Genomic DNA, 25828 nt, shown 5'->3' on the forward strand with positions numbered 1-25828 from the left:
GCGTTCAGCAATGAGCGCCGGGATTTTTTACTTGAAACGCCATCCCCTTGTGGGAGCGAGCTTGCTCGCGATAGCGGTGTGACAGTCAGCATCAATGCTGCTGATCTACCACGATCGCGAGCAAGCTCGCTCCCACAGGTTTAGGTTTATGTGCGCTTGACCAGGTGTACTGCCAATACATCGCAAGGCGCGCCATGCAGCACATCGTTGGCGGTCGAGCCCAGCAGCAGCGCCAGGCCGTGGCGACCATGGCTGCCGACGACAATCAGGTCGCACCCCTGTTCCTTGGCCAGGTGATGGATCTCCTGGCGCGGCTGGCCGTAGGTCAGGTGGCTGAATTCCTTCTTCAGGGCCGGGTATTTCACGATCAGTCGGTCAAGGCGTTCCTTGGCCTGGTCGAATTGCTGCTGCTGCAACTGGGAAAGGTCCATCGGCACGTCGCCGCCGAAGGCCATGGCCATCGGTTCGACGATATGCACCAGTGACAGCTGGGTGTCTCGGCCTTCGCAGAGGGCGAGGGCGCGCTTGACGACCGGATCGCATTCTTCAGTGAGGTCAACGGCGACCAGAACGTGGTTGTAGTACATGGAAGGCACTCCAGAGAATTGCGATACGGTAAGTATGGCTGGTTTCAAGCGCATTGACGCGACCTGGGTCAATGGGCTCATCAGAATCGGGGAGTACGAATATGACGGTCTGGATAGTGCTGTCAATCCTGTTGGTGGTGTTAAGTCCGCTGGCATGGTTGCGTCCGTCCCGTGTACAGAGCGGTCGCATGGCCCTGCGCATGGAAGCGCGACGCCTGGGCCTGGCCATGCAACTGGCGCCACAAGAGTGGCCGCACTGGCTCGACCAACAGCCGCCAAACCCCTGTGCCCAGTACTATCGGCCTCGGCGCGGCAGCCAGCCGGCCTGCTGGAGCTACTGGCAAACTGCGCCGGGCGTCTGGGCCAATCAGTGGCGGGAAGTCTGCCTGGATGAGTCCCTGCTCAATCATTTCGAAAAATTGCCGGCCAACGTCTACAAAGTTGAAGCCGACCGGCAAATGATCGCCTTGTATTGGGGCGAGAAAGGCGAGGCGAGTGTTTTACAGGAGATTTCCTCGGTGCTGAAGGCGTTGGCCTGAAACGCTGCAGGAGCTGTCGAGCGCAGCGAGGCCGCGATCTGTCCAGGCTCAATTGAATCTTGAGTGAAAGATCAAAAGATCGCAGCCTTCGGCAGCTCCTACGGGCATAAAAAAGCCCGACAGTCTCATCGGGCGGGTTGGCCAGGCAGGCCGGTAATCCATCTCGTGTCAGGGCGTGCGCTCGCAGCGCCCTTCATTTCGCAAAATTCAATCGCATTCCCGACAGCTTAGTCGGCTGGATCCGGTCTGTCTGGAATTAGGGCGATTTTTCTAATGATTGATTCTATGAATGGCTGCTCATGCGGCGCCGTGTTGCGGATCCGTAGGGTACGGAAATGACCGTAAAGTCGCGTTCACGCCTGTGTTTAGGGCGATTGACAATTGTCGGAAATTCCGTGAAGGTGACGTACCCAAATCAAACGGGCGTATGAATTGAGCGTTTGTATTTTCAGACGGCTCCTACAGACCCCGACTATCGCGTTGACGGGTGTGCCTGGCGGATTGGCGTAGCATCGACGGTAACGTCAATGCCGAACCAGCAGCCAGCGTCCAACGTGTACTGTTCAGCTTCCATATCGTGGAGATCAGTTGATGATTTACGAAGGTAAAGCCATCACGGTTAAGGCTCTTGAAAGTGGCATCGTCGAACTGAAATTCGACCTCAAGGGTGAGTCCGTCAACAAGTTCAACCGTCTAACCCTGAATGAATTGCGTCAGGCCGTAGACACTATCAAGGCAGATGCTTCGATCAAGGGTGTGATCGTCAGCAGCGGCAAGGACGTGTTCATCGTCGGTGCCGACATCACCGAATTCGTCGACAACTTCAAGCTGCCCGATGCCGAACTGATCGCTGGCAACCTCGAAGCCAACCGTATTTTCAGCGATTTCGAAGACCTCAACGTACCGACCGTCGCGGCCATCAACGGCATCGCCCTGGGTGGCGGCCTGGAAATGTGCCTGGCGGCGGATTACCGCGTCATGGCCTCCACGGCCAAGATCGGCCTGCCGGAAGTCAAGCTGGGCATCTACCCGGGCTTTGGCGGCACCGTGCGCCTGCCGCGCCTGATCGGTGCTGACAACGCTATCGAGTGGATTGCCGCCGGCAAGGAAAACCGTGCCGAAGACGCGCTGAAAGTCGGTGCCGTGGATGCCGTGGTCGAACCTGGCAAGCTCCAGGAAGCGGCCCTTGAAACCATCAAGCGTGCCATCAGCGGTGAGTTCGACTACAAGGCCAAGCGCCAGCCGAAGCTGGAAAAGCTCAAGCTCAACGCCATCGAACAAATGATGGCCTTCGAAACCGCCAAGGGTTTCGTGGCCGGTCAGGCAGGCCCGAACTACCCGGCGCCGGTCGAAGCGATCAAGACCATCCAGAAAGCCGCGAACTTCGGTCGCGACAAGGCACTGGAAGTCGAGGCCGCCGGCTTCGTCAAGCTAGCCAAGACCTCGGCTGCACAAAGCCTGATCGGGCTGTTCCTCAACGACCAGGAACTGAAGAAAAAGGCCAAGGCCTACGACGAAATCGCCCGTGACGTGAAGCAGGCCGCCGTGCTCGGCGCCGGTATCATGGGGGGCGGCATCGCCTACCAGTCGGCGTCCAAAGGCACGCCGATCCTGATGAAGGACATCAACGAACACGGGATCGAGCAGGGCCTGGCCGAAGCTGCCAAGCTGCTGGTCGGTCGCGTCGACAAAGGTCGCATGACCGCCGCGAAGATGGCCGAAGTGCTCAACGGCATTCGTCCGACCCTGTCCTATGGCGATTTCGGCCATGTCGACCTGGTGGTCGAAGCGGTTGTCGAGAACCCGAAGGTAAAGCAGGCGGTACTGGCTGAAGTCGAAGACAAGGTCAAAGAGGACACCATCCTCGCCTCGAACACCTCGACCATCTCCATTTCGCTGCTGGCCAAGGCCCTCAAGCGTCCGGAAAACTTCGTCGGCATGCACTTCTTCAACCCGGTGCACATGATGCCGCTGGTGGAAGTGATCCGTGGCGAGAAGTCCAGCGAACTGGCGGTGGCCACCACCGTGGCCTACGCCAAGAAAATGGGCAAGAACCCGATCGTCGTCAACGACTGCCCGGGCTTTTTGGTCAACCGCGTGCTGTTCCCGTATTTCGGCGGTTTCGCCAAGTTGGTCAGCGCCGGTGTGGACTTCGTGCGCATCGACAAGATCATGGAAAAATTCGGCTGGCCGATGGGCCCGGCGTACCTGATGGACGTGGTCGGCATCGACACCGGCCACCACGGTCGCGACGTGATGGCTGAAGGCTTCCCGGACCGCATGAAGGACGACCGTCGTTCGGCCGTCGACGTGCTCTACGAAGCCAAGCGCCTGGGCCAGAAGAACGGCAAGGGCTTCTACGCCTACGAGACCGACAAGCGCGGCAAGCAGAAGAAAGTCGCCGACTCGTCGGTGCTGGAAGTGCTCAAGCCGATCGTCTACGAGCAGCGCGAAGTCACCGACGAGGACATCATCAACTGGATGATGATCCCGCTGTGCCTCGAAACCGTGCGTTGCCTGGAAGACGGCATTGTCGAAACCGCCGCCGAAGCCGACATGGGTCTGGTCTACGGTATCGGTTTCCCTCCATTCCGTGGCGGTGCGCTGCGTTACATCGATTCGATCGGTGTGGCCGAGTTCGTTGCCCTGGCTGACCAGTACGCTGATCTGGGCGCGCTGTACCACCCGACCGCGAAGCTGCGTGAAATGGCCAAGAACGGCCAGCGTTTCTTCGGTTAAGCGCCCAACGACTAGAGCGAGAGAACATTTATGAGCTTGAATCCTAGAGACGTCGTGATCGTCGACTTCGGTCGTACGCCGATGGGCCGCTCCAAGGGCGGCATGCACCGCAACACCCGCGCCGAAGACATGTCGGCGCACCTGATCAGCAAGCTGCTGGAGCGCAACGTCAAGGTCGACCCGAACGAAGTCGAAGACGTGATCTGGGGCTGTGTGAACCAGACCCTGGAGCAGGGCTGGAACATCGCCCGCATGGCCTCGCTGATGACCCAGATTCCTCACACTGCGGCGGGCCAGACCGTCAGCCGCCTGTGCGGTTCGTCCATGAGCGCACTGCACACCGCCGCCCAGGCGATCATGACCGGCAACGGTGATGTGTTCGTCGTCGGTGGTGTCGAGCACATGGGCCACGTGAGCATGATGCACGGCGTCGATCCGAACCCGCACATGTCGCTGTACGCGGCAAAAGCCTCGGGCATGATGGGCCTGACTGCGGAAATGCTTGGCAAGATGCATGGCATCACCCGCGAACAGCAGGACGCCTTCGGCGTGCGCTCCCACCAGCTCGCCCACAAGGCGACCGTGGAAGGCAAGTTCAAGGATGAGATCATCCCGATGCAGGGCTACGACGAGAACGGCTTCCTGAAGCTGTTCGACTACGACGAAACCATTCGTCCGGAAACCACCCTGGAAAGTCTGGCGGCCCTCAAGCCGGCCTTCAATCCGAAGGGCGGCACCGTGACAGCCGGTACTTCGTCGCAAATCACCGACGGTGCTTCGTGCATGATCGTGATGTCGGCCCAGCGTGCCCAGGACCTGGGTATCCAGCCGATGGCGGTGATCCGGTCGATGGCCGTGGCGGGTGTGGACCCGGCGATCATGGGCTATGGTCCAGTACCGGCCACGCAGAAAGCCTTGAAGCGCGCAGGCCTGGGTATTGCCGATATCGACTTCTTCGAGCTCAACGAAGCTTTCGCCGCACAGGCCCTGCCTGTGCTGAAAGATTTGAAAGTGCTCGACAAGATGAACGAGAAGGTTAACCTGCACGGCGGCGCGATCGCCCTGGGTCACCCGTTCGGTTGCTCCGGTGCGCGTATCTCCGGCACGCTGCTCAACGTCATGAAGCAGAATGGCGGCACCTTCGGTGTGTCCACCATGTGCATTGGCCTCGGCCAGGGCATCGCCACTGTCTTCGAACGCGTCTAAGCGTTGCGTCGATGGAAGCCGGGGCCAAGTGCCCCGGTTTTTGTTTTTTCCGGGTTTAGTAGAAAAATTTTGTTTTTATTTTGAAAAGATTTGAGTGAGGGCCAAGACATGCCGATACAACCTGGGCTCTACCAGCATTACAAAGGTCCGCAGTACCGCGTATTCAGCATCGCGCGGCATTCCGAGACCGAAGAAGAAGTGGTGTTCTATCAAGCCCTGTATGGCGATTACGGCTTTTGGGTGCGTCCCTTGAGCATGTTCCAGGAGTCCGTCGAGGTTGACGGCGAACAGGTGCCACGCTTTGCTTTGGTGCAGGCCGAGGAGAGCATTTTTTCCACGCCTTGAGGCCGGTATGCGGGCAACCCTGCGCTTGACCTCACCTTGCAGCCACTATATATAGCGGTGCCGCGTCAGGCGCCAACCGCCTTTCACTTTTTAGAATTCAGGAATTTTCTGATCCATGGGCAAATCGCTGGTCATTGTGGAATCCCCGGCTAAGGCCAAGACCATCAACAAGTATCTGGGCAACCAATACGTGGTGAAGTCGAGTATCGGCCATATCCGAGACCTGCCCACCAGCGGTTCGGCTAGCGCCAGCAAGGAGCCAGCCGCCAAGCGCGGCAAGGCTGCTGCCGGTGAAGCGCCGGCGCTGTCGCCCAAGGACAAGGCGCGCAAGCAGCTGGTTTCCCGCATGGGGGTCGATCCGGAACACGGTTGGAAAGCCAAGTACGAGATCCTCCCGGGCAAGGAAAAGGTCATCGAAGAGCTGCGTCGGCTCGCCAAGGATGCCGACACCATCTATCTCGCGACGGACTTGGACCGCGAAGGGGAAGCCATTGCCTGGCACCTGCGCGAAGCCATCGGTGGGGATGACAGCCGCTACAAGCGCGTGGTGTTCAACGAAATTACCAAGAAGGCCATCCAGGAAGCCTTCTCCCAACCGGGCGAGTTGGATATCGATCGGGTCAACGCCCAGCAGGCGCGTCGCTTCCTCGACCGCGTGGTGGGCTACATGGTCTCGCCGCTGCTGTGGGCCAAGATCGCCCGTGGCCTGTCGGCTGGTCGGGTGCAGTCGGTTGCGGTGAAGCTGGTGGTGGAGCGCGAGCGTGAGATCCGCGCGTTCATCCCTGAAGAGTACTGGGAAGTCCACGCCGACCTCGGCACCGCCAAGGGCGCGACCGTGCGCTTCGACGTGGCCCGCGAGAAGGGCGAGGCCTTCAAGCCACTCAACGAAGCCCAGGCCATGGCGGCGCTGGAGAAGCTCAAGGCTTCCAGCTACAGCATCGTCAAGCGCGAAGACAAGCCGACCAGCAGCAAGCCGTCGGCGCCGTTCATCACCTCCACGCTGCAACAGGCCGCAAGTAACCGCCTGGGCTTTGGCGTGAAGAAAACGATGATGATGGCCCAGCGTCTGTACGAAGCCGGCTACATCACCTATATGCGTACCGACTCGACCAACCTTTCGGTCGATGCCGTGGCGATGGCGCGCACTTATATAGAAAGCGAGTTCGGCAAGAAGTACCTGCCGGAGACGCCGAACGTCTACAGCAGCAAGGAAGGTGCGCAGGAGGCTCACGAAGCGATTCGTCCGTCCGACGCCAACACCGAGCCAAGCAAGCTGTCGGGCATGGAGCGCGATGCCGAGCGTCTCTACGAGCTGATCTGGCGCCAGTTCCTGGCTTGCCAGATGCTGCCGGCGCAATACCTGTCGACCACGGTCAGCGTCGGTGCCGGTGACTTCGAGTTGCGTGCCAAGGGCCGCATCCTGAAGTTCGACGGCTACACCCGCGTCATGCCGCAAATCACCAAGCCTGGGGATGACGACGTCCTGCCGGACATGGCCCAGGGCGACGTGATGAAGCTGATCAAGCTCGATCCGACCCAGCACTTCACCAAGCCGCCGGCCCGTTACTCCGAAGCCAGCCTGGTCAAGGAAATGGAAAAGCGCGGCATCGGTCGTCCTTCGACCTACGCCGCCATCATTTCCACCATCCAGGACCGCGGTTACGTGGCGCTGCACAACCGTCGTTTCTATTCGGAAAAGATGGGTGACATCGTCACCGAGCGTTTGTCCGAGAGCTTCTCGAACCTGATGGACTACGGCTTCACCGCCGGCATGGAAGAGAACCTCGACGATGTGGCCCAGGGCGAGCGGGACTGGAAAAACGTTCTCGACGAGTTCTACGGCGACTTCAAGAAAAAACTTGAAGTGGCGGAGAGCCCGGACAACGGCATGCGGGCCAACCAGCCGGTCATGACCGACATCCCGTGCCTGACCTGCGGCCGTCCGATGCAAATCCGTACCGCCTCGACCGGTGTCTTCCTCGGTTGCTCGGGCTACAGCCTGCCGCCCAAGGAGCGCTGCAAGGCGACGGTCAACCTGGTGCCGGGCGACGAAATCGCTGCGGACGACGAGGGCGAATCGGAATCCCTGGTGCTGCGTGGCAAGCATCGCTGCCCGATCTGCAGCACGGCGATGGATGCCTACCTGCTGGATGAGAAGCGCAAGCTGCACATCTGCGGTAACAATCCGGACTGTGCCGGCTACGAGATTGAAGAGGGCACTTATCGCATCAAGGGCTACGAAGGCCCGAGCCTGGAGTGCGACAAGTGTGGCAGCGAGATGCAGCTCAAGACCGGCCGTTTCGGCAAGTTCTTCGGCTGCACCAACCCGACCTGCAAGAACACGCGCAAACTGCTCAAGAGCGGTGACGCGGCGCCGCCGAAGATGGACCCGGTGAAAATGCCGGAGCTCAAGTGCGAGAAGGTCAACGACACCTATATCCTGCGTGACGGCGCTTCCGGCCTGTTCCTGGCGGCCAGCCAGTTCCCGAAAAACCGCGAGACCCGTGCACCGTTGGTGATGGAAATCCTCCCGCACAAGGATGAGATCGATCCGAAGTACCATTTCCTCTGTGAGGCACCGCAGAAGGATCCGGAAGGACGCCCGGCAGTCATTCGATACAGCCGCAAGACCAAGGAGCAGTACGTGCAGACCGAAGTCGACGGCAAGCCGACCGGCTGGAAGGCGTACTACGATGGCGGTAAATGGACCGTTGAAGACAAGCGCTGATCGCCAGGGCTTGTCTGGAGGGCGGGGTTGAGGCTCTTGTGGCGAGGGAGCTTGCTCCCGCTGGCGGCGCAGCCGCCCTCTACAATCGCTAAATCCGCATAGACCTGACAAAAAGGCCGCATGACAACCGACAGGTTTTCATGCGGCCTTTTTGTTTTTGGCTTGCAGTGGCCTCGGTTGATCCACGACACTGTCGCACTTGCGTGAAGCTTTCATTTCGTTGGGGAGATGCCGCCATGGCCCACGAACTCTATACCCGCACCAATCAGAAAATCTATTTCGCCGGCCTGTCGCTCGAAGCACTCACCAGGGCCGAGGACGGGCGTGCGATGAATTCCCCGGCGCTGCTCCAGGCAGGACGTGAGTCCGCGCTGTTTCACCTGTACGGAGCGTTGTTGGGGTTGTGCCATGAAATCGCTGGTTTCTATCGCCTGCCACAAGCAAACGCCCCGCGAGCCGAGCTGCTGTTGACCCGCGAAGCGCTGGAAACCATCGCGATTCCGGAACTGGCCGAAATGGTCGAGCTGGCGCATAACCCGGAAACCTGGCTTGCGAAGCTATTGGCGGCCCATGCGGCGCTGTTCGAGCCGCCCCGGGCCCCGCGCAAGCCCAAGGGGGACGTGACCCAGCCGTTGATCGTGGCGGTCAATCTGGATGAGCAAGACCCGGAGCAGGAGCTGAGCCGGGAGGAACTGGAGAGCTGGCGCCAGAACCTCAAGAGCCTGGCGATACGCTTTCGTGAAGGGTTGAACGAGTGCTGAGTTTCTCCTCGGCCCGTTACGTTCGTTGATAACGCTTGGTCAAGATCCCGAGCGGAGCCTGGCCGATGACTATATAATCCTCGCCTTTCGTGGAGAACAGACTTTTATGCCTACGTCCTTTCTAGAAATTGTCGAACTTCCTGATGGCCGCATCGAGCTGCGCAGGGCCGAGGACGAGGGTTCTCTGGTTACCTTGAACTTCTCCGAAGATGCCAAGGTATTCCTCCAGGGCCAACACGTCGAAGTCGCCAAGGCGATGCTGAGCGTGGGCGTCCAGATGGCAGGTCGCCTGGTTGAAGGCGAATTCAACAAGGAAGAGGGGCCGCGGGTTCTTCACTGATCCCGTCTGTCGGCTTCTTTGAATAGTGTGGCTGGTCGGCTTCTCTACTTTGGAGAAGCCCCGCGTTTGTCTTAGCCCAATCGAATATTCAGGCTTTGTGCGTCCCCGGTGCGGGCGGCGCTGATCAACTGTTGCCGTGCGGCCGTGGTCAGTGGGTTGAGCCAGCTGACCACGGTGTGGCTACGGCCCAGGCGCAAGGCCTCGCAAGTCAACTGTTGGGCGCTTTGGGTGCCCCGCGGCTGCAGCAACAGGATGCGCTCACGGTTCAGGCCGGCGTCACGCAGCCAGGCCTGGGTAACGCTGGCCGGTGGGGCGATCAGCGTCAACCAGCGAGCATCCTGGTCCTGGCTGAGTTCTCGCAGAATCGGCGCCAGCAGGTTCAGGCAGTTTCCGGCCGCACCACGTAACGACAGTTCGCTGAAGGCCTCGGGTTCGACGCCCCAGGGCGACTCGATGACCTCTTTCAGGACTGGAACCAGCGGTTGGGCCATGAATGCCTCGAACAGCGGAAGTTGTGTGTGTTGTGGTGTGTGAGGGAACTGCATAAAGCCTCCTTTAGCGGCGAATGACGCCGACGCTCAAGCCTTCGATGACCAGGTCCTGATCTTTCAGGTTCACTTCGATGGGGGCGAACTCCGGGTTCTCGGCAATGAGCCAGACCTTGCTGCCGTCGCGCTTGAAGCGCTTGACGGTCACCTCGTCGCCGATTCGCGCCACCACGATCTGGCCATTGCGGGCTTCGCGGGTGGTGTGGACGGCCAGGAGGTCACCGTCGAAGATGCCGATGTCCTTCATGCTCATGCCGTGTACACGAAGCAGGTAATCGGCCCGGGGATGAAAGAACGAAGGGTTGATGTTGCAGGATTCCTCGACGTGCTGCTGGGCAAGGATCGGTGCGCCCGCCGCGACCCGGCCGATGATCGGCAGGGTGGTTTCGTCGGCCTTGGCTTCGAAACCGGGGATACGAATGCCACGGGATGCGCCCGGGGTCATTTCGATTGCGCCCTTACGCGCCAACGCCTTGAGATGTTCTTCAGCGGCGTTGGGCGACTTGAAACCCAGTTCCTGGGCGATTTCCGCACGGGTCGGCGGGTAGCCGTTGTCTTCGAGGCAGCGTTTGATGAAGGCCAGAATCTCTGCTTGGCGTGGCGTCAGCTTTAGCATATTGATCGCTCTGTCTTTTTATACAGTGACTGGGATTATATACAGTGAACGCCACTTGGCAATCCTCCTTTTTCCACAGGCCGCTGGACGGTCGGTCGGGTTGTTGGATGGGGCAGGGCTACCCCTTGTGAAAAGGTGTGGTTAAATACGTGACCGGGCGTTCGCAAAACGCCCCGGCAGGCTTGACAACCCCTAGGCTGAAACGTATGTTTCAAACAAGTGTTTGTCAGGCGGAGTAACCATGGCCCAGTCGGAAACCGTTGAACGCATTCTCGATGCTGCCGAGCAGTTGTTCGCGGAAAAAGGTTTCGCCGAAACCTCATTGCGTCTGATCACCAGCAAGGCCGGGGTCAACCTGGCGGCGGTGAACTATCACTTCGGCTCGAAAAAAGCCTTGATCCAAGCGGTCTTCTCACGTTTCCTCGGGCCTTTCTGCCTCAGCCTCGATCGTGAACTGGAGCGGCGCCAGGCCAAGCCTGACGTCAAGCCTACCCTGGAAGAGCTGCTGGAAATCCTGGTCGAGCAAGCCCTTGTCGTGCAACCGCGCAGCGGTAACGACCTGTCCATTTTCATGCGCCTGCTGGGCCTGGCCTTCAGCCAGAGCCAGGGCCACCTGCGGCGTTACCTGGAAGACATGTACGGCAAGGTGTTCCGTCGCTATATGCTGTTGGTCAACGAAGCCGCACCGCGCATCCCACCCATCGAGTTGTTCTGGCGGGTGCACTTCATGCTCGGCGCCGCCGCGTTCAGCATGTCCGGGATCAAGGCGCTGCGGGCCATCGCTGAAACCGATTTTGGCGTGAACACCTCGATCGAGCAGGTGATGCGCCTGATGGTGCCGTTCCTGGCGGCCGGCATGCGTGCCGAGAGTGGCGTCACCGATGAGGCCATGGCGGCCGCGCAACTGCGTCCACGCAGCAAATCGACGCCGGCGCTGGCCAAGGCTTGAGTGTACGGGTGGGCGCGGTTGCCCACATCCGCTAAGCTAGCCGCCCATGCCGACTCTCGTTTCGAACCCGTTCCATTCTTTAGTGCATGACCGCGACCTGCCGGGCCCTGGGCCTGGCAGTTTGCTCATGCCTGTGTCGCCGCGCGGGTTCATCGTTATTAAGGAAATGCTATGACTGCTGGCCTGCAAGGCTCGTTGATGGTGGACGTCGCCGGTACCTGGCTGACGGCCGAAGATCGCCACCTGTTGCGCCAGCCAGAAGTAGGCGGCCTGATCATTTTTGCCCGCAATATCGAGCATCCGCGGCAAGTGCGCGAGCTGAGCGCGTCGATCCGCGCCATTCGTCCTGATCTTCTATTGGCCGTGGACCAGGAAGGTGGTCGCGTTCAGCGGCTGCGCCAGGGCTTTGTGCGGTTGCCGGCGATGCGTGCGATAGCCGACAACCCGAACGCTGAATACCTGGCCGAGCAGTGCGGCTGGATCATGGCCACCGAAGTGCTGGCGGTCGGTCTCGACTTGAGTTTTGCCCCGGTGCTGGATCTCGACTATCAGCGCAGCGCCGTCGTCGGCAGTCGTTCCTTCGAAGGCGACCCCGAGCGCGCGGCGTTGCTGGCCGGTGCCTTCATCCGTGGCATGAGTGCCGCCGGCATGGCAGCCACCGGCAAGCACTTCCCGGGGCATGGCTGGGCCGAGGCCGATTCCCATGTGGCGATTCCGACCGATGAACGCAGCCTCGAACAGATTCGGGCCAACGACCTGGTACCGTTTGCCAGGCTGAGCAAGCAACTGGCCGCCGTGATGCCGGCCCATGTCATCTATCCGCAGGTTGACGCCAATCCAGCCGGGTTTTCCCGCCGCTGGTTGCAGGACATCCTGCGCGGCGAGTTGCAATTCGAGGGCGTGATCTTCAGTGATGACCTGTCGATGGCCGGTGCGCATGTGGTCGGTGATGCCGCCAGTCGTATCGAGGCGGCGTTGACGGCGGGTTGCGACATGGGGCTGGTGTGCAATGATCGCGCCGCCGCGGAGTTGGCCTTGAGCGCTGCCCAGCGCCTGAAGGTCAAGCCTTCGGCGCGGATCGCCCGTATGCGCGGCCAGGCCTATGCTTCAACGGAATATCGCCAGGACCCTCGCTGGCTGGCGGCGCTCGGCGCGCTGAGGGCTGCCCAGCTGATTGATTAGCGCTGAGCAATGTGGGAGCTCGGCTCCCACATTGGAAGTGTGGTGGGCCAGGTTATGTGAACACTGCAACTCCCCTGTGGGAGCGAGCTTGCTCGCGATGACGGCAGTACAGTCAACATCCGCGCCCGCTGAACCACCACCATCGCGAGCAAGCTCGCTCCCACATTGGAAGTGTGGTGGACTCAGGTTATATGAACACCGCCTCTCCCCTGTGGGAGCCGAGCTTGCTCGCGATGACGACAGTACAGTCAACATCCGCGCCCGCTGAACCACCGCCATCGCGAGCAAGCTCGCTCCCACATTGGAAGTGTGGTGGACTCAGGTTGTGTGAACACCGCAACTCCCCTGTGGGAGCGAGCTTGCTCGCGATGACGGCAGCACAGTCAACATCCGCGCCCGCTGAACCACCGCCATCGCGAGCAAGCTCGCTCCCACATTGGAAGTGTGGTGGGCCCAGGTTATATGAACACCGCAACTCCCCTGTGGGAGCCGAGCTTGCTCGCGATGACGGCAGTACAGTCAACATCCGCGCCCGCTGAACCACCGCCATCGCGACAAGCTCGGCTCCCACAGGAATTGAGGGGGGTCAGCGCTTTTCCAGTTTGTCCGGCAGCGGCGCGAACAGCGCCTCGATATCGTCGCTCTGCAATTTCCAATCTCCGGCCACGCGTCCGTCCAGCACGCCGGCCGCGAGGTCGGACTTTTCCTTTTGCAGCAGCTGGATCTTCTCTTCCACCGTGCCTCGGGCTATCAGCTTGTAGACGAACACCGGCTTCTCCTGGCCGATGCGGTAGGCACGGTCGGTAGCCTGGTTTTCGGTGGCCGGGTTCCACCATGGGTCGTAGTGAATCACCGTGTCGGCCTCGGTCAGGTTCAGGCCTACACCACCGGCCTTCAGGCTGATCAGAAAGATCTGACGCTTGCCACTCTGGAATTCCTTGACGGGCGTGCGACGGTCCCGGGTCTGGCCGGTCAGGATGGCGTAATCGACGCCGCGTTTCTTCAGCTCATCTTCAATCAGCGCCAACATGGACGTGAACTGGGAGAACAGCAGCACCCGACGGCCTTCTTCAAACAGCTCGTCGAGCATTTCCATCAGGCTGTCGAGCTTGCCCGAGGTGCTGCCTCGGGCGGGCAGGGTGGCGTCGTTGATCAGGCGCAGGTCGCAACACACCTGGCGCAGCTTGAGCAGTGCCTCAAGAATGATGATCTGGCTACGGGCCACACCTTTGCGAGTGATCTCGTCGCGGACCTTCTTGTCCATCGCCAGGCGCATGGTTTCGTAGACGTCCCGCTGGGCATCGCTGAGTTCGACCCAATGGATGATCTCGGTCTTGGGCGGCAGCTCGGTCGCCACTTGTTCCTTGGTCCGGCGCAGCAGGAAGGGTTTTATCCGACCGTTGAGGTGCTGCAGTCTTACATCGCTGCCGCGCTTTTCGATCGGTACGCGGTAATCGCGGTTGAAACTCTTGACGTCCCCGAGCCAGCCCGGCAGCAGGAAGTGAAACAACGACCACAATTCGCCCAGGTGGTTTTCCAGGGGCGTACCGGACAGGCACAGCCGCTGGCGGGCGTTCAGCTCGCGGGCGGCCTGGGCGGCTTTGCTGGTGGGGTTCTTGATGTACTGGGCTTCATCGAGGATCAGCACGTGCAATGGCTGCGCGGCCAGGCGCTCGACATCCTTGGGTAGCAGGGCATAGGTGGTGAGGACCAGGTCGTAATCGGCCAGTCGTTCGAAATGCTTTTTGCGCCCGGCGCCATACAGGGCCAGTACCTTGAGTTGCGGCGTGAAGTGAGCGGCCTCGTCGAGCCAGTTGGGGATCAGGCTGGTGGGCATCACCACCATGCACGGGCGATCGAGGCGCCCGGAGTTTTTTTCGCTGAGAATGTGCGCCAGGGTCTGTAGGGTCTTACCCAGGCCCATGTCGTCCGCGAGGATGCCGCCGACTTCCAGTTGTCGCAGTGATTGCATCCAGCTCAAGCCTTCGAGTTGATAAGGCCGTAGCGTCGCGTTCAGGCCTTCCGGCGCGGTGGTGGTGTAATCCTTGATGTCCCGCAGGCGCTGGGCCAGGCCGCGAATGTGTTCGCCACCTTCCCAGGTCAGTGGCATGTCCTGCAGCGGGTTCAGGCGCAAGGCGTCCGCGCTGTTGAGGCGCAGTTTGGTGGTGCCGGGTTCTTGCAGGTAGAACTCGCCCAGGGTCGCCAGCACCGGTTTCAGCCGGCCATAGGGCAGGGCCACCTGCTGCGGACCGAACTCCGAGTTCGGACGGTTGGGCAGGTTGACCAGAATCAGTTCATCGTCCCGACGCCTGGCCAAGCGTTCCGGGTTGAACAACTCGATGTGCGAGCGCATCAGGTTCAACAGGATCGGCAGCAGGCTCAGGCGCTCGCCGTTAACGATGATCCCCAGTTCCAGGTCGAACCAATCCCGTTCCGGTGTTTCCTCGACCGTGGCGTACCATTCGTCCACGGCCGTCAGGTCGAAGCCGAAGTCCTCGTCGATCTGCAATTCCCAACCCTGGGTGCGCAGTTTCGGCAGGTCGTTGAGGGTGAACGTCAGCCAGGCGCTGTCGTTGACCATTTCGTACAGTTCGCCAGCGCTTTCCGGCAGGGCCTTGCTTTGTCGGGTCGCGACCTTGAAACCGAGGATTCTCAGCTGTTCGCGGTAGGACTGTTCCACATCGGTGTGGCGTTTTATCCGCAGTGTCTGGGTTTCCTGGCGAATCAGCACGTCGGTGTTGCGCTGGCCGCTGACGTACTCGTCCAGATAGCTGAAGGACAAGGCGGCGCGGTGCTGGATGTAGCGTTGCATCTTGCCGTTGCGTGGCTCGAAGGCGCTGAACTCGATACTGGCCAGCCATAGGCGCGGCACCGGTTGTACGTTGTCCACCAGCACTTGCGGTGGGGCCTTGGGGCTGCGGTTGTCCAGCACGGCCTGGAGTTTTTCCAGCAATTGCGCGTCTTTTTCGGCGGCCGGGTAGGCCAGGGTTTCCTGGACTTGCAGCAACACTGCCGCGCAGTGCTTGCAGTTGATGCGCACTGGGCAGGAGCACGCGGCTTCGAGCAGAATCAGCGCGCCCTTGGCTGACTCTTTAAGGCGAATGGTCTGATGGTAGACGTTGCCGCCAGAGCCTTCGCAACTGGCGGTGATGGTGCTGTCGCCGGCCTCGACGATCCTGACGCGGTTTTCCAGCGCATAACGGCGCCCGCGCTCCAGGCTCTGTTCCTTGAATCGATTGACCCAGGAAGGTGCCAGGGGTTTGCTCAGGGGCGAGGGCATAGGCGCGCCAATCAGTCCGGAATGACTTCAGGTGCCTGCCGTGGCGCGGGCGCGGTCAGCGAGGTGATCTTGATCAGCAGGCCGAGGTGGCCGTTATCGAGGAAATTCAGTTGGCCATTCTTGGTATGGCTCTGCTGTTTGAGGCGCTCGCTGGCAGTGACCAGGCCATTGGCGTCGATCTGGTTGATCCAGAAATCGGCATCCACGTCGGTGAAACGGCCCAGTTTCAGTTCCAGGGTGCCCTCGATGGGAAATTGCCCATACTGTTCGGCACCATCGCTGATGGCGACTTTGCGTCCCTGTTCACCGAGGGTCTGCTGCCAGGCCTTGTGCATCAATACCGTGTATTGGCCGCTGGCGGTGAGTTTCTCGACGATGTTGCCCAGGGCCGGTGTGCGCTGGCTGTCCGCGCCCAGGCGTTGCGCGCCGGCGTCCCAGTCTTCCGGTGCGGCACGGCTGACAATCGCCGGTTCGGCGTTCTGGCGGACCAGAATCATTTCAACCTGATACAGGTCGGCGGCAAACGCCAGGGGAGCGACCAGGGTCAACAGCAAGGTCAGTGAGCGAAACAGGCGCATGGGGCGTCCTTCAAGCAGTGGTCGGAGTGAGGCGCTCGAACAGCGCCTCTACGGTATTGAAACGCTCTTCCGCGCGTTCCATGGGCACCATGAATTTGAACATCGTGGCCCCTTCGAACTTGTAGCGTTTGGGCTGGCCTTGGATCAACTTGATCAGCACCAGCGGGTCGACCGGAGTCTGGGCTTCGAACTCGATCCGGCCGCCGTTGGGGCCGCCATCGACTTTCTTGATGCCCAGTTGCTCGGCCTTGAGCTTGAGCAGCGTGGTTCGCACCAGGTTCTTGGTCGGTTCCGGCAGCAGGCCGAAGCGGTCGATCATCTCCACCTGCAGGTCCTTGAGGCCTTCCTCGTCGCTGGCCGAGGCGATGCGTTTGTAGAGAATCAGCCGTGCGTGGACGTCCGGCAGGTAGTCTTCCGGGATCAACGCCGGCACACGCAGATTGATTTCCGGCCCGCCGCCCAGGGGTTGATCGAGGTTCGGCTGCTCGCCCTTGCGGATCGACTTGACTGCGCGTTCGAGCATTTCCATGTACAGGGTGAAGCCGACGGCCTGGATCTGGCCACTCTGGCCGTCGCCGAGCAATTCGCCGGCGCCACGGATTTCCAGGTCGTTGGTGGCCAGCACGAAGCCGGCGCCGAGGTCCTGGGTGTTAGCGATGGCTTCCAGGCGCTTTTCCGCATCCGGGGTGATCTGCTGGCGCGGTGGCGTCAACAGGTAGGCATAGGCTTGGTGGTGGCTACGACCGACCCGGCCGCGCAACTGGTGCAACTGGGCCAGGCCGAATTTGTCGGCGCGCTCGATGATGATGGTGTTGGCGCTCGGTACGTCGATGCCGGTCTCGATGATGGTCGAGGCGATCAATACGTTGAAGCGCTTGTGGTAGAAGTCGCTCATCACCTGTTCGAGTTCACGTTCGCGCATCTGCCCGTGGCCGATGCCGATGCGCGCTTCCGGCACCAGTTCGGCCAGGTCGGCGGCGCATTTCTCGATGGTCTTCACGTCGTTGTGCAGGTAATAGACCTGGCCACCACGCAGCAGCTCACGCAGCAGGGCTTCCTTGACCGTGCTTTTGTTCTGCTCCATGACAAAGGTGCGCACCGACAGGCGTCGGGCCGGCGGCGTGGCGATGATCGACAGGTCGCGCATGCCTGACACCGCCATGTTCAGTGTGCGGGGGATCGGCGTGGCGGTCAGGGTCAGGATGTCGACTTCGCTGCGCAGGGCCTTGAGCTGTTCTTTCTGGCGCACGCCAAAACGGTGTTCTTCGTCGATGATCACCAGCCCCAGGTTCTTGATCTTCACGTCGTCCTGCAGCAGCTTGTGCGTGCCGATGACGATGTCGATCTTGCCCTCGGCCAGTTCGGCCACGGCGGCGTTCACTTCCTTGGTGGATTTGAAGCGGCTCATCACTTCCACGGTCACCGGCCAGTCGGCGAAGCGGTCGCGGAAACTGTTGTAGTGCTGCTGGGCGAGCAGGGTGGTCGGGACCAGGATCGCCACCTGTTTGCCACCGTGCACGGCAATGAACGCGGCGCGCATCGCCACTTCGGTCTTGCCGAAGCCCACGTCGCCGCACACCAGTCGGTCCATGGGCTTGGGCGCGAGCATGTCGGCGCGCACGGCTTCGATGGTGGTCTGTTGATCGACGGTTTCTTCGAACGGGAAACCGGCGCTGAAGGTTTCGTAGTCGGCTTTCGGATCGGCGAAGGCGTAGCCCTCGCGGGCGGCGCGACGGGCGTAAATGTCCAGCAGTTCGGCGGCCACGTCGCGCACCTGTTCGGCCGCCTTGCGCTTGGCTTTCTGCCAGGTTTCCGAGCCCAGGCGATGCAGTGGGGCGAGGGCGTCGTCGCTGCCGGTGTAGCGGGCGATCAGGTGCAGGTTCGCCACCGGCACGTAGAGCTTGGCGCCCTCGGCGTATTCCAGGGTCAGGAACTCGGCTGCCTGGTTGTCGATTTCCAGTGTCGCCAGGCCCAGGTAGCGGCCCACGCCGTGGTCGATGTGCACCACCGGCGCGCCTTCGCGCAGCTCGGTGAGGTTCTTGATGACGGCGTCGTTGGCGGCGTCGGCGCGTTTCTCGCGACGGCGGCGCTGCATGACACGCTGGCCGAACAAAGGACTTTCCGCCACCAGTGCCAGGGCCGGGTCATCCAGGACCAGGCCGTCGTTCAACGGCGCGATGGTGATCGCCAGGCGATCCTTGCCGGCGACGAAGTCCGGCCAGCTGTCCACTGTCTTCGGACGCAGCTTCAGGCGTTCGAGCAGTTCCAGCAGCACTTCGCGACGCCCCGCGGATTCGGCGGTGAACAGGACGCGACCAGGGAATGCGTCGAGAAAGTTCGCCAGTGCCGCCAATGGCTGCGTGGCCTTGGCTTCGATGGCCAGGTCCGGCAACGCCTTGGCCGGGAAGCGTTCACGGCCGACGCCGGTTTCCACGTCCTGCTGGCTTGCCACCACCCGCGGCCAGCTCTTGAGGCGGGCAAAGCAGTCTTCCACCGGCAGGAACAGTTCGGCCGGCGGTAATAAAGGCCGGGAAGGATCGACGCGACGCTCTTCGTAGCGGTTGCGCACGTCGTTCCAGAAGTTTTCCGCCGCCTGCTCGATGCCCGGCAGGGAGAACACCTGGGTGTCCTGGGGCAGGTAATCGAACAGGGTGGAGGTTTCTTCGAAAAACAACGGCAGGTAATACTCGATACCGGCGGGGGTGATCCCGCTGCTCAGGTCCTGGAAGATCGGGCAGCGGCGGAAATCCACATCGAAGCGCTCGCGAAAGCGCGCCTTGAAACGGGTCACGGCGTCTTTCTGCAGCGGGAATTCCTTGGCCGGCAACAGGCGGATCGACTGCACTTTGTCGATGGAGCGCTGATTTTCCGGGTCGAAGGTGCGCAGGGTCTCGATTTCGTCATCGAACAGGTCGATGCGATAGGGCAGTTTGCTGCCCATCGGGAACAGGTCGATCAAGGCGCCACGCACCGCGAACTCGCCGTGCTCGTACACCGTGTCGACGCAACGATAGCCACTGGCCTCGAGGCGGGTGCGCATTTGCTCGACATCGAGCTTCTGGCCGATGTCCAGCACCAGGCTGCTGCCGAGCAGGAATTGGGTCGGAGCCAGGCGATGTAGGGCCGTGGTGATCGGCACTACCAAAACGCCATGACTGAGCTCCGGCAGCCGATAAAGGCTGGCGATTCGCTGGGAAATGATGTCCTGGTGCGGTGAAAACAGGTCGTAGGGCAGGGTTTCCCAGTCCGGGAAATGCAAGACCGGCAAATCCGGAGCGAAAAAACTCAGCTCCTGTTCCAACCGTTCGGCGCTTTGGCTGTCGGCGGTCAGCAGCAGGGTAAAACGCTTTGCAGCGCTGGCAGCCTCGGCGATGGCCAGGCTCAGGGCGGCACCGGGCAGGTTGCCCCAGTGCTGTTTACCTGCCGCGGCAGGGAGAAGCGGAAGACGCAGAACGGGCACGGAAGATTGAGCTCCAGCATTGCGACAAAGTCGACAATTGTAGCGGGGGAAGGGGGCTGCTGTCAGTCGCAGACTACCCTGGCCGGCAGGAAAACCACGGCGCGACGGGCGCGCATTGCTCCGCCGAGGACTCGGCGGCATAATGTAGCCCCTTTTTTCAGCCCCTACATGTGGAAGGTTACCGTGACTCAGAAGCCCGACCAGTGTCTTGGTGAATGGATTGATCGTGAAGCGCTCGCCGAAGCGATGATCCCTCTCATCGGTCAGCTCTACCGCAATAACAACGTGGTGAGCTCGATCTATGGCCGCAGCCTGATCAACCAGTCTGTCATCGCGATCCTCAAAGCCCACCGCTTTGCTCGCCACCGTTCTTCCGACGACAGCGAACTCTCCGTCCACGAAACATTCCCTCTGCTCAAGGCCATGAGCGAGCTCAAGCTCGGCGCGGCGTCGGTGGACCTGGGCAAGTTGGCGTTCAAATTCCGCAACGAAGGCAATGGCCGTAGCGCCGAGCAGTTCGTGCGCGAAGAGATGGCTGATGTGGTTGGCCAGCAGAACGTTTCGGCTCGCAAAGGCACTGACGTGGTCCTGTACGGCTTCGGTCGTATCGGCCGTCTGCTGGCGCGCATCCTGATCGAAAAAACCGGTGGTGGCGACGGCCTGCGCCTGCGGGCCATCGTGGTGCGCAAGGGCGCCGAGAACGACCTGACCAAGCGTGCCAGCCTGCTGCGCCGTGACTCGGTCCATGGTTCGTTCAACGGCACCATCACCATCGACGAAGAAAACAACACCATCACCGCCAACGGCAACCTGATCCAGGTGATCTACGCGAAGAACCCGACCGAGGTGGACTACACCCAGTACGGTATCAAGGATGCGCTGCTGGTGGACAACACCGGTGTATGGCGTGACGCCGAAGGCCTGGGCCAGCACCTGGCCTGCCCGGGTGTCGACCGCGTTGTCCTGACCGCGCCAGGCAAGGGCAAGCTGAAGAACATCGTTCACGGCATCAACCACGGCGACATCACCGCTGACGACAAGATCGTCTCCGCCGCCTCTTGCACCACCAACGCCATCGTGCCGGTGCTCAAGGCAGTGAACGACAAGTTCGGCATCGTCAACGGTCACGTCGAAACGGTTCACTCGTACACCAACGACCAGAACCTGATCGACAACTTCCACAAGGGCGATCGCCGTGGCCGCAGCGCCGCGCTGAACATGGTCATCACCGAGACCGGTGCTGCCACCGCCGCCGCCAAGGCCCTGCCTGAACTGGCCGGCAAGCTGACCGGCAACGCGATCCGCGTGCCGACGCCGAACGTGTCGATGGCGATTCTCAACCTGAACCTCGAGAAAGCCGCCACCCGTGAAGAGATGAACGAGTACCTGCGCTACATGGCGCTGCACTCCGATCTGCATAAGCAGATCGACTTCGTCAATTCCCAGGAAGTGGTGTCCACCGACTTCGTGGGCTCGCGCCACGCCGGTGTCGTGGATGCCGAGGCCACCATCAGCCAAGACAACCGTGTTGTCCTGTACGTCTGGTACGACAACGAGTTCGGTTACAGCTGCCAGGTGGTTCGCGTGATGGAAGACATGGCCGGGGTAAACCCGCCAGCGTTCCCGCGCTAAGCCTTAGCTGCTTGTGAAAACGCCCCGACTTGTCGGGGCGTTTTTTTGTCCGGGTTTTGTGGTGTCTGGGCTGGCCTCATCGCGAGCAAGCTCGCTCCCACAGTTTGATCGTGTACATCCTGTGGGAGCGAGCTTGCTCCGGGCGGCGATCCGACGATGGCGATCTGTCAGGCGCCGCCGATGACTGAGGCCTGCGCAGTCCGCAATTCATGCCGATTGCCCTTGAACAACACCAGGGTCGCAATCAACCCCAGCACCGCCGCTCCACTGAGCCATATCCCCGGTGCAGCCTTGTTGTCGAGCACATGGATCAGGTAGGTACAGGCCGCCGGGGTAAATCCGCCGAACGTTGCCGTCGCCAGGCTGTAGGCCAGGGAGAAACCGGTGGTGCGCACTTCAACCGGCATGATTTCCGTCAAGGCCACTACCATCGCACCGTTGTAGGATCCGTACAGGAACGACAACCACAGCTCGACGATCAGCAAATGGCTGAAGCTGGGGTTGGCTACCAGCCAGGACAGCGCCGGATAGGCCGTCAGGATCGCTAGGATCGTCGCACCGAGCAGCAGGGGTTTGCGTCCGATCTTGTCGGAAAACGCCCCCATCACAGGCAGCCAGAAGAAATTCGACAAGCCGATGCACACCGTGACCAGCAGCGCATCCAGGTCCGACAGGTTCAACTCGGCCTTGCCGAAGGTCGGTGTATAGGCGGTGATCAGGTAGAACGACACGGTAGTCATCACCACCAGCGCCATGCCGGCCAAGACAACTCCGAAGTTCTGACCGATGGAGCGGACAATTTCCGACAGGCTGGGGCGGTGTTTTCTTGCTTGGAATTCAGGTGTTTCTTCCAGCGAACGACGAATCATGAAGATGGCCGGGACAATCATGCAGCCCACCAGGAACGGTACGCGCCAGCCCCAGTCGCCCATCTCCTGGGGGCTCAGCCAGTGATTGAGGCCAACCCCCAGCAGGCCGGCAAACACCACGGCCGCCTGTTGGCTGGCGGATTGCCAACTGACAAAGAAACCCTTGCGTCCCGGCGTGGAGATTTCTGCCAGGTAGACCGACACACCACCCAGCTCCACGCCCGCGGAGAAGCCTTGCAGCAATCGGCCCAGCAGCACCAGCAAGGGGGCCGTCACGCCGAGGGTCGCATAGCCTGGCACGCAGGCGATCAGTATGGTGCCCATGGCCATCAGCGCCAGGGTGATGATCAAGCCTTTGCGACGGCCATGGCGGTCGATGTAGGCACCGAGAAAAATCGCCCCCAGGGGACGCATCAGGAACCCGGCACCGAACGTGGCCAGGGACAGCATCAGCGAGGCGAACGCACTGTCGGCGGGGAAGAACGTCTTGGCGATGGCTGTGGCGTAGAAGCCGTAGACCATGAAGTCGAACATCTCCAGGAAGTTGCCGCTGACGACGCGAAAAATCGCCTTGCCGTTGCTCGTGGTGGAAGACATGGGTAGGTACTCACTCTGGCAAATCTTGTATGGGGGCGCTTGTACGCTGTGGGGGCAGCCTGTGGGAGCAAAGCTTGCTCGCGATGCATGCGACACGGTCCAGCTGCAAGGCTGCGTTATCGTTCATCGCGAGCAAGCTTTGCTCCCACAGGTGTGCGCCTACAGGTTCGCGCATGCACGCGCTGAAGCTCATAATGGCCGGCGCGGTTTTGAGGGGAGATGAAGATTTGTTAACTGGACGGTGGGGAAAGCTTGTGGTGCTGGCCGGCGTGTTGTCCGGTTGTGGCAGCGGCGACACCCTGGAACGTTTCGACGGCCCGACCATGGGCAGTCATTATTCCATTCAGTACGTCAGGCATTCCGCCGGGCCCGCGCCGAAAACGGTGCAGGTCGAGGTGGAAAACATCCTTGCCGAAGTGGATCGGCAATTCTCGACTTATCGCAGCGATTCGGACGTTGAGCGCTTCAACGCATTGCCGGCCAACAGTTGCCAGGTCATGCCTGGGCCGGTCCTGGAGCTGATCCGCGTGGGCGAGCAGTTGTCGGTTCAAAGCGATGGCGCCTTTGATCTGACCGTGGAGCCGCTGTTGAACCTGTGGGGCTTCGGGCCCCAGTCCCGGGAAGAGAAAGTGCCGACTGCAGAAGCCTTGGCCTTGGTGCGCCAGCGTGTCGGTCATGGTCATTTGCGTATTGAGGACGACCGGTTGTGCAAGGACGCCGCGGTGGAAGTCGACTTCAACAGTATCGCCGCCGGTTATGCCGTCGACCGCATCGCCGCCAGGCTCCAGGCCCTGGGCATCGACAGTTACCTGGCCGAAGCCACTGGGGAACTCAAGGCGGTTGGGCGCAAACCCGATGGTTCGGCCTGGCGCATCGCCCTGGAAGAGCCCCGGGATGACCGGCAGGTGGCGGAGCGTATCATCGAGGTCAACGGCTACGGCGTTTCCACCTCGGGTGACTACCGTCATTATTTCGAACAGGACGGTCGGCGTTATTCCCACACCTTTGATGCACGTACTGGTGCGCCGGTCCTGCACAACCTGGCGTCAGTCACGGTGATTCATCCTTCGGCGCTGATGGCCGATGGACTATCGACGCTGTTGCTGATTCTCGGCCCTGAACGGGGTTGGGACTATGCCCAGAAACAGGGCGTCGGGGTATTTTTCGTATTGCGGGACAATGACCGTTTCGTCGTTCGCACCAATGAAGCATTTGAACGGATGACGGGCGGAAAACCTCAATGATGACAGCGCCCTGAAAGGTCACCTGTGGCGAAATAGCGCAGGCAAAACTAGCCTACGACGCGACCAAGGGGTAATGTGCGCGGCGTTGACGCTTCTATAGACTGTGGCCGGGCTCGTGAACCGGCCCCAAATTGTTCCTTCATGCCGCAGGCCGGCATGATTTAGCCGTCGATGCCTAGTGAGGCGTCGCGGCCTGTTCTGAGGAGTACGCATGGCTGTCTACAACTACGACGTGGTGGTACTGGGCTCCGGCCCGGCGGGGGAAGGCGCGGCAATGAACGCGGCCAAGGCAGGGCGCAAGGTGGCGATGGTCGACAGCCGTCGGCAGGTCGGCGGCAACTGCACCCACTTGGGTACCATCCCGTCCAAGGCCTTGCGTCACTCGGTCCGGCAGATCATGCAGTTCAACACCAACCCGATGTTCCGGGCCATCGGCGAGCCGCGCTGGTTCTCCTTCCCGGACGTGCTCAAGAGCGCCGAGAAGGTGATCTCCAAGCAAGTGGCCTCGCGCACCGGCTACTACGCCCGCAACCGCGTGGACGTGTTCTTCGGCACGGGCAGCTTTGCCGACGAGCAGACGGTCGAAGTGGTCTGCGGCAATGGTGTGGTCGAGAAGCTGGTGGCCAAGCACATCATCATCGCCACCGGTTCGCGCCCCTATCGCCCGGCTGACATCGATTTCAACCATGCGCGGATCTACGATAGCGACACCATCCTGAGCCTGGGTCACACCCCGCGTAAGCTCATCGTCTACGGTGCCGGCGTGATCGGTTGCGAATACGCCTCGATCTTCAGCGGCCTGGGTGTGCTGGTGGAGCTGGTGGATAACCGCGGCCAGTTGCTGAGCTTCCTGGACTCGGAAATCTCCCAGGCCCTGAGCTATCACTTCAGTAACAACAACATCACCGTGCGCCACAATGAAGACTACGACCGGGTCGAAGGCGTCGACAATGGCGTGATCCTGCACCTCAAGTCCGGCAAGAAGATCAAGGCCGATGCCTTGCTCTGGTGCAACGGCCGTACCGGCAACACCGACACCCTGGGCCTGGAAAACATCGGCGTGAAGGTCAACAGCCGCGGCCAGATCGAAGTCGACGAGAACTACCGCACCTGCGTGCCGAACATCTACGGTGCCGGTGACGTGATCGGCTGGCCGAGCCTGGCCAGTGCCGCCCACGACCAGGGCCGTTCGGCCGCCGGCAGCATTGTCGACAACGGCAGCTGGCGTTTCGTCAACGACGTGCCGACCGGCATCTACACCATTCCCGAGATCAGCTCGATCGGCAAGAACGAGCAGGAGCTGACCCAGGCCAAGGTGCCGTACGAAGTGGGCAAGGCGTTCTTCAAGAGCATGGCGCGCGCGCAGATCGCCGGCGAGCCGCAAGGCATGCTGAAGATCCTGTTCCATCGCGAGACCCTGGAAGTGCTGGGCGTGCACTGCTTCGGCTACCAGGCGTCGGAGATCGTGCACATCGGCCAGGCGATCATGAACCAGCCGGGCGAGCTGAACACGCTGAAGTATTTCGTCAACACCACGTTCAACTACCCGACCATGGCCGAAGCCTATCGGGTAGCGGCCTATGACGGACTCAACCGGCTTTTTTGAGCGGCTCCGGCCGGTGGCCTGA

19 protein-coding genes are annotated in these 25828 nt (G+C 61.1%); 12 read left to right on the forward strand and 7 right to left on the reverse strand.

Annotated features, from left to right (window positions below):
* Positions 1-146: 146 nt before the first annotated feature.
* A complete protein-coding gene (locus IB266_RS01850) occupies positions 147-587 on the reverse strand; it encodes a universal stress protein (RefSeq protein WP_060738415.1) in 441 nt (146 codons plus the stop codon).
* A gap of 101 nt (positions 588-688) precedes the next feature.
* On the opposite strand from IB266_RS01850, the gene IB266_RS01855 reads away from it, so the two are divergent.
* The 7 genes from IB266_RS01855 (at position 689) to IB266_RS01885 (ending at position 9245) form a co-directional block, all read left to right on the forward strand.
* A complete protein-coding gene (locus IB266_RS01855; RefSeq protein WP_060738414.1) occupies positions 689-1126 on the forward strand; it encodes a hypothetical protein in 438 nt (145 codons plus the stop codon).
* A gap of 591 nt (positions 1127-1717) precedes the next feature.
* Entirely contained in the window at positions 1718-3865 is a 2148-nt protein-coding gene (gene fadB, locus IB266_RS01860; RefSeq protein WP_192259802.1) for a fatty acid oxidation complex subunit alpha FadB, read from the forward strand.
* Between the two features lie 30 nt (positions 3866-3895).
* Complete coding sequence (fadA, locus tag IB266_RS01865) at positions 3896-5071, forward strand: acetyl-CoA C-acyltransferase FadA (protein WP_024618393.1); 1176 nt, start codon at positions 3896-3898, stop codon at positions 5069-5071.
* A gap of 108 nt (positions 5072-5179) precedes the next feature.
* Positions 5180-5416, forward strand: coding sequence for a DUF1653 domain-containing protein (locus tag IB266_RS01870; RefSeq protein WP_060738411.1), 237 nt, complete (start codon positions 5180-5182; stop codon positions 5414-5416).
* Positions 5417-5531: 115 nt separating this feature from the next.
* Entirely contained in the window at positions 5532-8144 is a 2613-nt protein-coding gene (topA, locus tag IB266_RS01875; RefSeq protein ID WP_192259804.1) for a type I DNA topoisomerase, read from the forward strand.
* Between the two features lie 236 nt (positions 8145-8380).
* Entirely contained in the window at positions 8381-8905 is a 525-nt protein-coding gene (locus IB266_RS01880; protein WP_060738409.1) for a DUF6586 family protein, read from the forward strand.
* 106 nt (positions 8906-9011) lie between these two features.
* Positions 9012-9245 carry a hypothetical protein gene (locus IB266_RS01885; protein WP_003183419.1) on the forward strand — a complete coding sequence of 78 codons (234 nt, stop codon included), beginning with the start codon at positions 9012-9014 and terminating at the stop codon, positions 9243-9245.
* Between the two features lie 71 nt (positions 9246-9316).
* Here the strand turns inward: IB266_RS01885 and sulA are convergent, their stop codons facing one another.
* Together sulA and lexA are read right to left on the reverse strand one after the other, a co-directional pair.
* Positions 9317-9790 (reverse strand): SOS-induced cell division inhibitor SulA, encoded by a 474-nt coding sequence (sulA, locus tag IB266_RS01890; RefSeq protein WP_060738408.1) that lies wholly within the window; start codon positions 9788-9790, stop codon positions 9317-9319.
* A gap of 10 nt (positions 9791-9800) precedes the next feature.
* Complete coding sequence (gene lexA, locus IB266_RS01895; protein WP_003199651.1) at positions 9801-10409, reverse strand: transcriptional repressor LexA; 609 nt, start codon at positions 10407-10409, stop codon at positions 9801-9803.
* A 241-nt stretch (positions 10410-10650) separates the two neighbouring features.
* Between lexA and IB266_RS01900 the strand changes: the two genes are divergently transcribed.
* Positions 10651-11358, forward strand: coding sequence for a TetR/AcrR family transcriptional regulator (locus IB266_RS01900; RefSeq protein ID WP_013692622.1), 708 nt, complete (start codon positions 10651-10653; stop codon positions 11356-11358).
* Between the two features lie 183 nt (positions 11359-11541).
* Positions 11542-12540 carry a beta-N-acetylhexosaminidase gene (nagZ, locus tag IB266_RS01905; protein WP_177431707.1) on the forward strand — a complete coding sequence of 333 codons (999 nt, stop codon included), beginning with the start codon at positions 11542-11544 and terminating at the stop codon, positions 12538-12540.
* Between the two features lie 586 nt (positions 12541-13126).
* Here the strand turns inward: nagZ and IB266_RS01910 are convergent.
* From IB266_RS01910 to mfd, 3 genes are read right to left on the reverse strand one after another with little or no spacing between them, the layout of a single operon-like run.
* Complete coding sequence (locus tag IB266_RS01910) at positions 13127-15820, reverse strand: DEAD/DEAH box helicase (RefSeq protein WP_192259806.1); 2694 nt, start codon at positions 15818-15820, stop codon at positions 13127-13129.
* Between the two features lie 11 nt (positions 15821-15831).
* The gene (locus IB266_RS01915) at positions 15832-16398 is read right to left on the reverse strand and encodes a CsiV family protein (RefSeq protein WP_192259808.1); all 567 of its coding nucleotides are present in this window, start codon (positions 16396-16398) and stop codon (positions 15832-15834) included.
* A gap of 10 nt (positions 16399-16408) precedes the next feature.
* Positions 16409-19858: a transcription-repair coupling factor gene (mfd, locus tag IB266_RS01920; protein ID WP_192259811.1), complete on the reverse strand. Its 3450-nt coding sequence runs from the start codon at positions 19856-19858 to the stop codon at positions 16409-16411.
* 168 nt (positions 19859-20026) lie between these two features.
* Between mfd and IB266_RS01925 the strand changes: the two genes are divergently transcribed.
* On the forward strand, positions 20027-21490 hold the full coding sequence (locus IB266_RS01925) for a glyceraldehyde-3-phosphate dehydrogenase (RefSeq protein ID WP_060738403.1): 1464 nt from the start codon (positions 20027-20029) through the stop codon (positions 21488-21490).
* 167 nt (positions 21491-21657) lie between these two features.
* Here the strand turns inward: IB266_RS01925 and IB266_RS01930 are convergent, their stop codons facing one another.
* Entirely contained in the window at positions 21658-22956 is a 1299-nt protein-coding gene (locus IB266_RS01930; RefSeq protein ID WP_192259813.1) for an MFS transporter, read from the reverse strand.
* Between the two features lie 254 nt (positions 22957-23210).
* On the opposite strand from IB266_RS01930, the gene IB266_RS01935 reads away from it, so the two are divergent.
* Positions 23211-24200: an FAD:protein FMN transferase gene (locus IB266_RS01935; protein WP_192260118.1), complete on the forward strand. Its 990-nt coding sequence runs from the start codon at positions 23211-23213 to the stop codon at positions 24198-24200.
* 211 nt (positions 24201-24411) lie between these two features.
* Positions 24412-25806, forward strand: a complete 1395-nt coding sequence (sthA, locus tag IB266_RS01940) for a Si-specific NAD(P)(+) transhydrogenase (RefSeq protein ID WP_003183399.1) — start codon at positions 24412-24414, stop codon at positions 25804-25806.
* Positions 25807-25828 lie beyond the last annotated feature (22 nt).

Origin of the sequence: Pseudomonas sp. Pdm06, from assembly GCF_014851795.1 — a bacterium.
GTDB classification, from domain to species: Bacteria; Pseudomonadota; Gammaproteobacteria; order Pseudomonadales; family Pseudomonadaceae; genus Aquipseudomonas; species Aquipseudomonas fluorescens_AA.

Coding starts and splice junctions, on each gene's coding strand:
- IB266_RS01850 (WP_060738415.1), bottom strand. CDS start 587: ATGTACTACAACCACGTTCTGGTCGCCGTTGACCTCACTGAAGAATGC.
- IB266_RS01855 (WP_060738414.1), top strand. CDS start 689: ATGACGGTCTGGATAGTGCTGTCAATCCTGTTGGTGGTGTTAAGTCCG.
- fadB (WP_192259802.1), top strand. CDS start 1,718: ATGATTTACGAAGGTAAAGCCATCACGGTTAAGGCTCTTGAAAGTGGC.
- fadA (WP_024618393.1), top strand. CDS start 3,896: ATGAGCTTGAATCCTAGAGACGTCGTGATCGTCGACTTCGGTCGTACG.
- IB266_RS01870 (WP_060738411.1), top strand. CDS start 5,180: ATGCCGATACAACCTGGGCTCTACCAGCATTACAAAGGTCCGCAGTAC.
- topA (WP_192259804.1), top strand. CDS start 5,532: ATGGGCAAATCGCTGGTCATTGTGGAATCCCCGGCTAAGGCCAAGACC.
- IB266_RS01880 (WP_060738409.1), top strand. CDS start 8,381: ATGGCCCACGAACTCTATACCCGCACCAATCAGAAAATCTATTTCGCC.
- IB266_RS01885 (WP_003183419.1), top strand. CDS start 9,012: ATGCCTACGTCCTTTCTAGAAATTGTCGAACTTCCTGATGGCCGCATC.
- sulA (WP_060738408.1), bottom strand. CDS start 9,790: ATGCAGTTCCCTCACACACCACAACACACACAACTTCCGCTGTTCGAG.
- lexA (WP_003199651.1), bottom strand. CDS start 10,409: ATGCTAAAGCTGACGCCACGCCAAGCAGAGATTCTGGCCTTCATCAAA.
- IB266_RS01900 (WP_013692622.1), top strand. CDS start 10,651: ATGGCCCAGTCGGAAACCGTTGAACGCATTCTCGATGCTGCCGAGCAG.
- IB266_RS01910 (WP_192259806.1), bottom strand. CDS start 15,820: ATGCCCTCGCCCCTGAGCAAACCCCTGGCACCTTCCTGGGTCAATCGA.
- IB266_RS01915 (WP_192259808.1), bottom strand. CDS start 16,398: ATGCGCCTGTTTCGCTCACTGACCTTGCTGTTGACCCTGGTCGCTCCC.
- IB266_RS01925 (WP_060738403.1), top strand. CDS start 20,027: ATGTGGAAGGTTACCGTGACTCAGAAGCCCGACCAGTGTCTTGGTGAA.
- IB266_RS01930 (WP_192259813.1), bottom strand. CDS start 22,956: ATGTCTTCCACCACGAGCAACGGCAAGGCGATTTTTCGCGTCGTCAGC.
- sthA (WP_003183399.1), top strand. CDS start 24,412: ATGGCTGTCTACAACTACGACGTGGTGGTACTGGGCTCCGGCCCGGCG.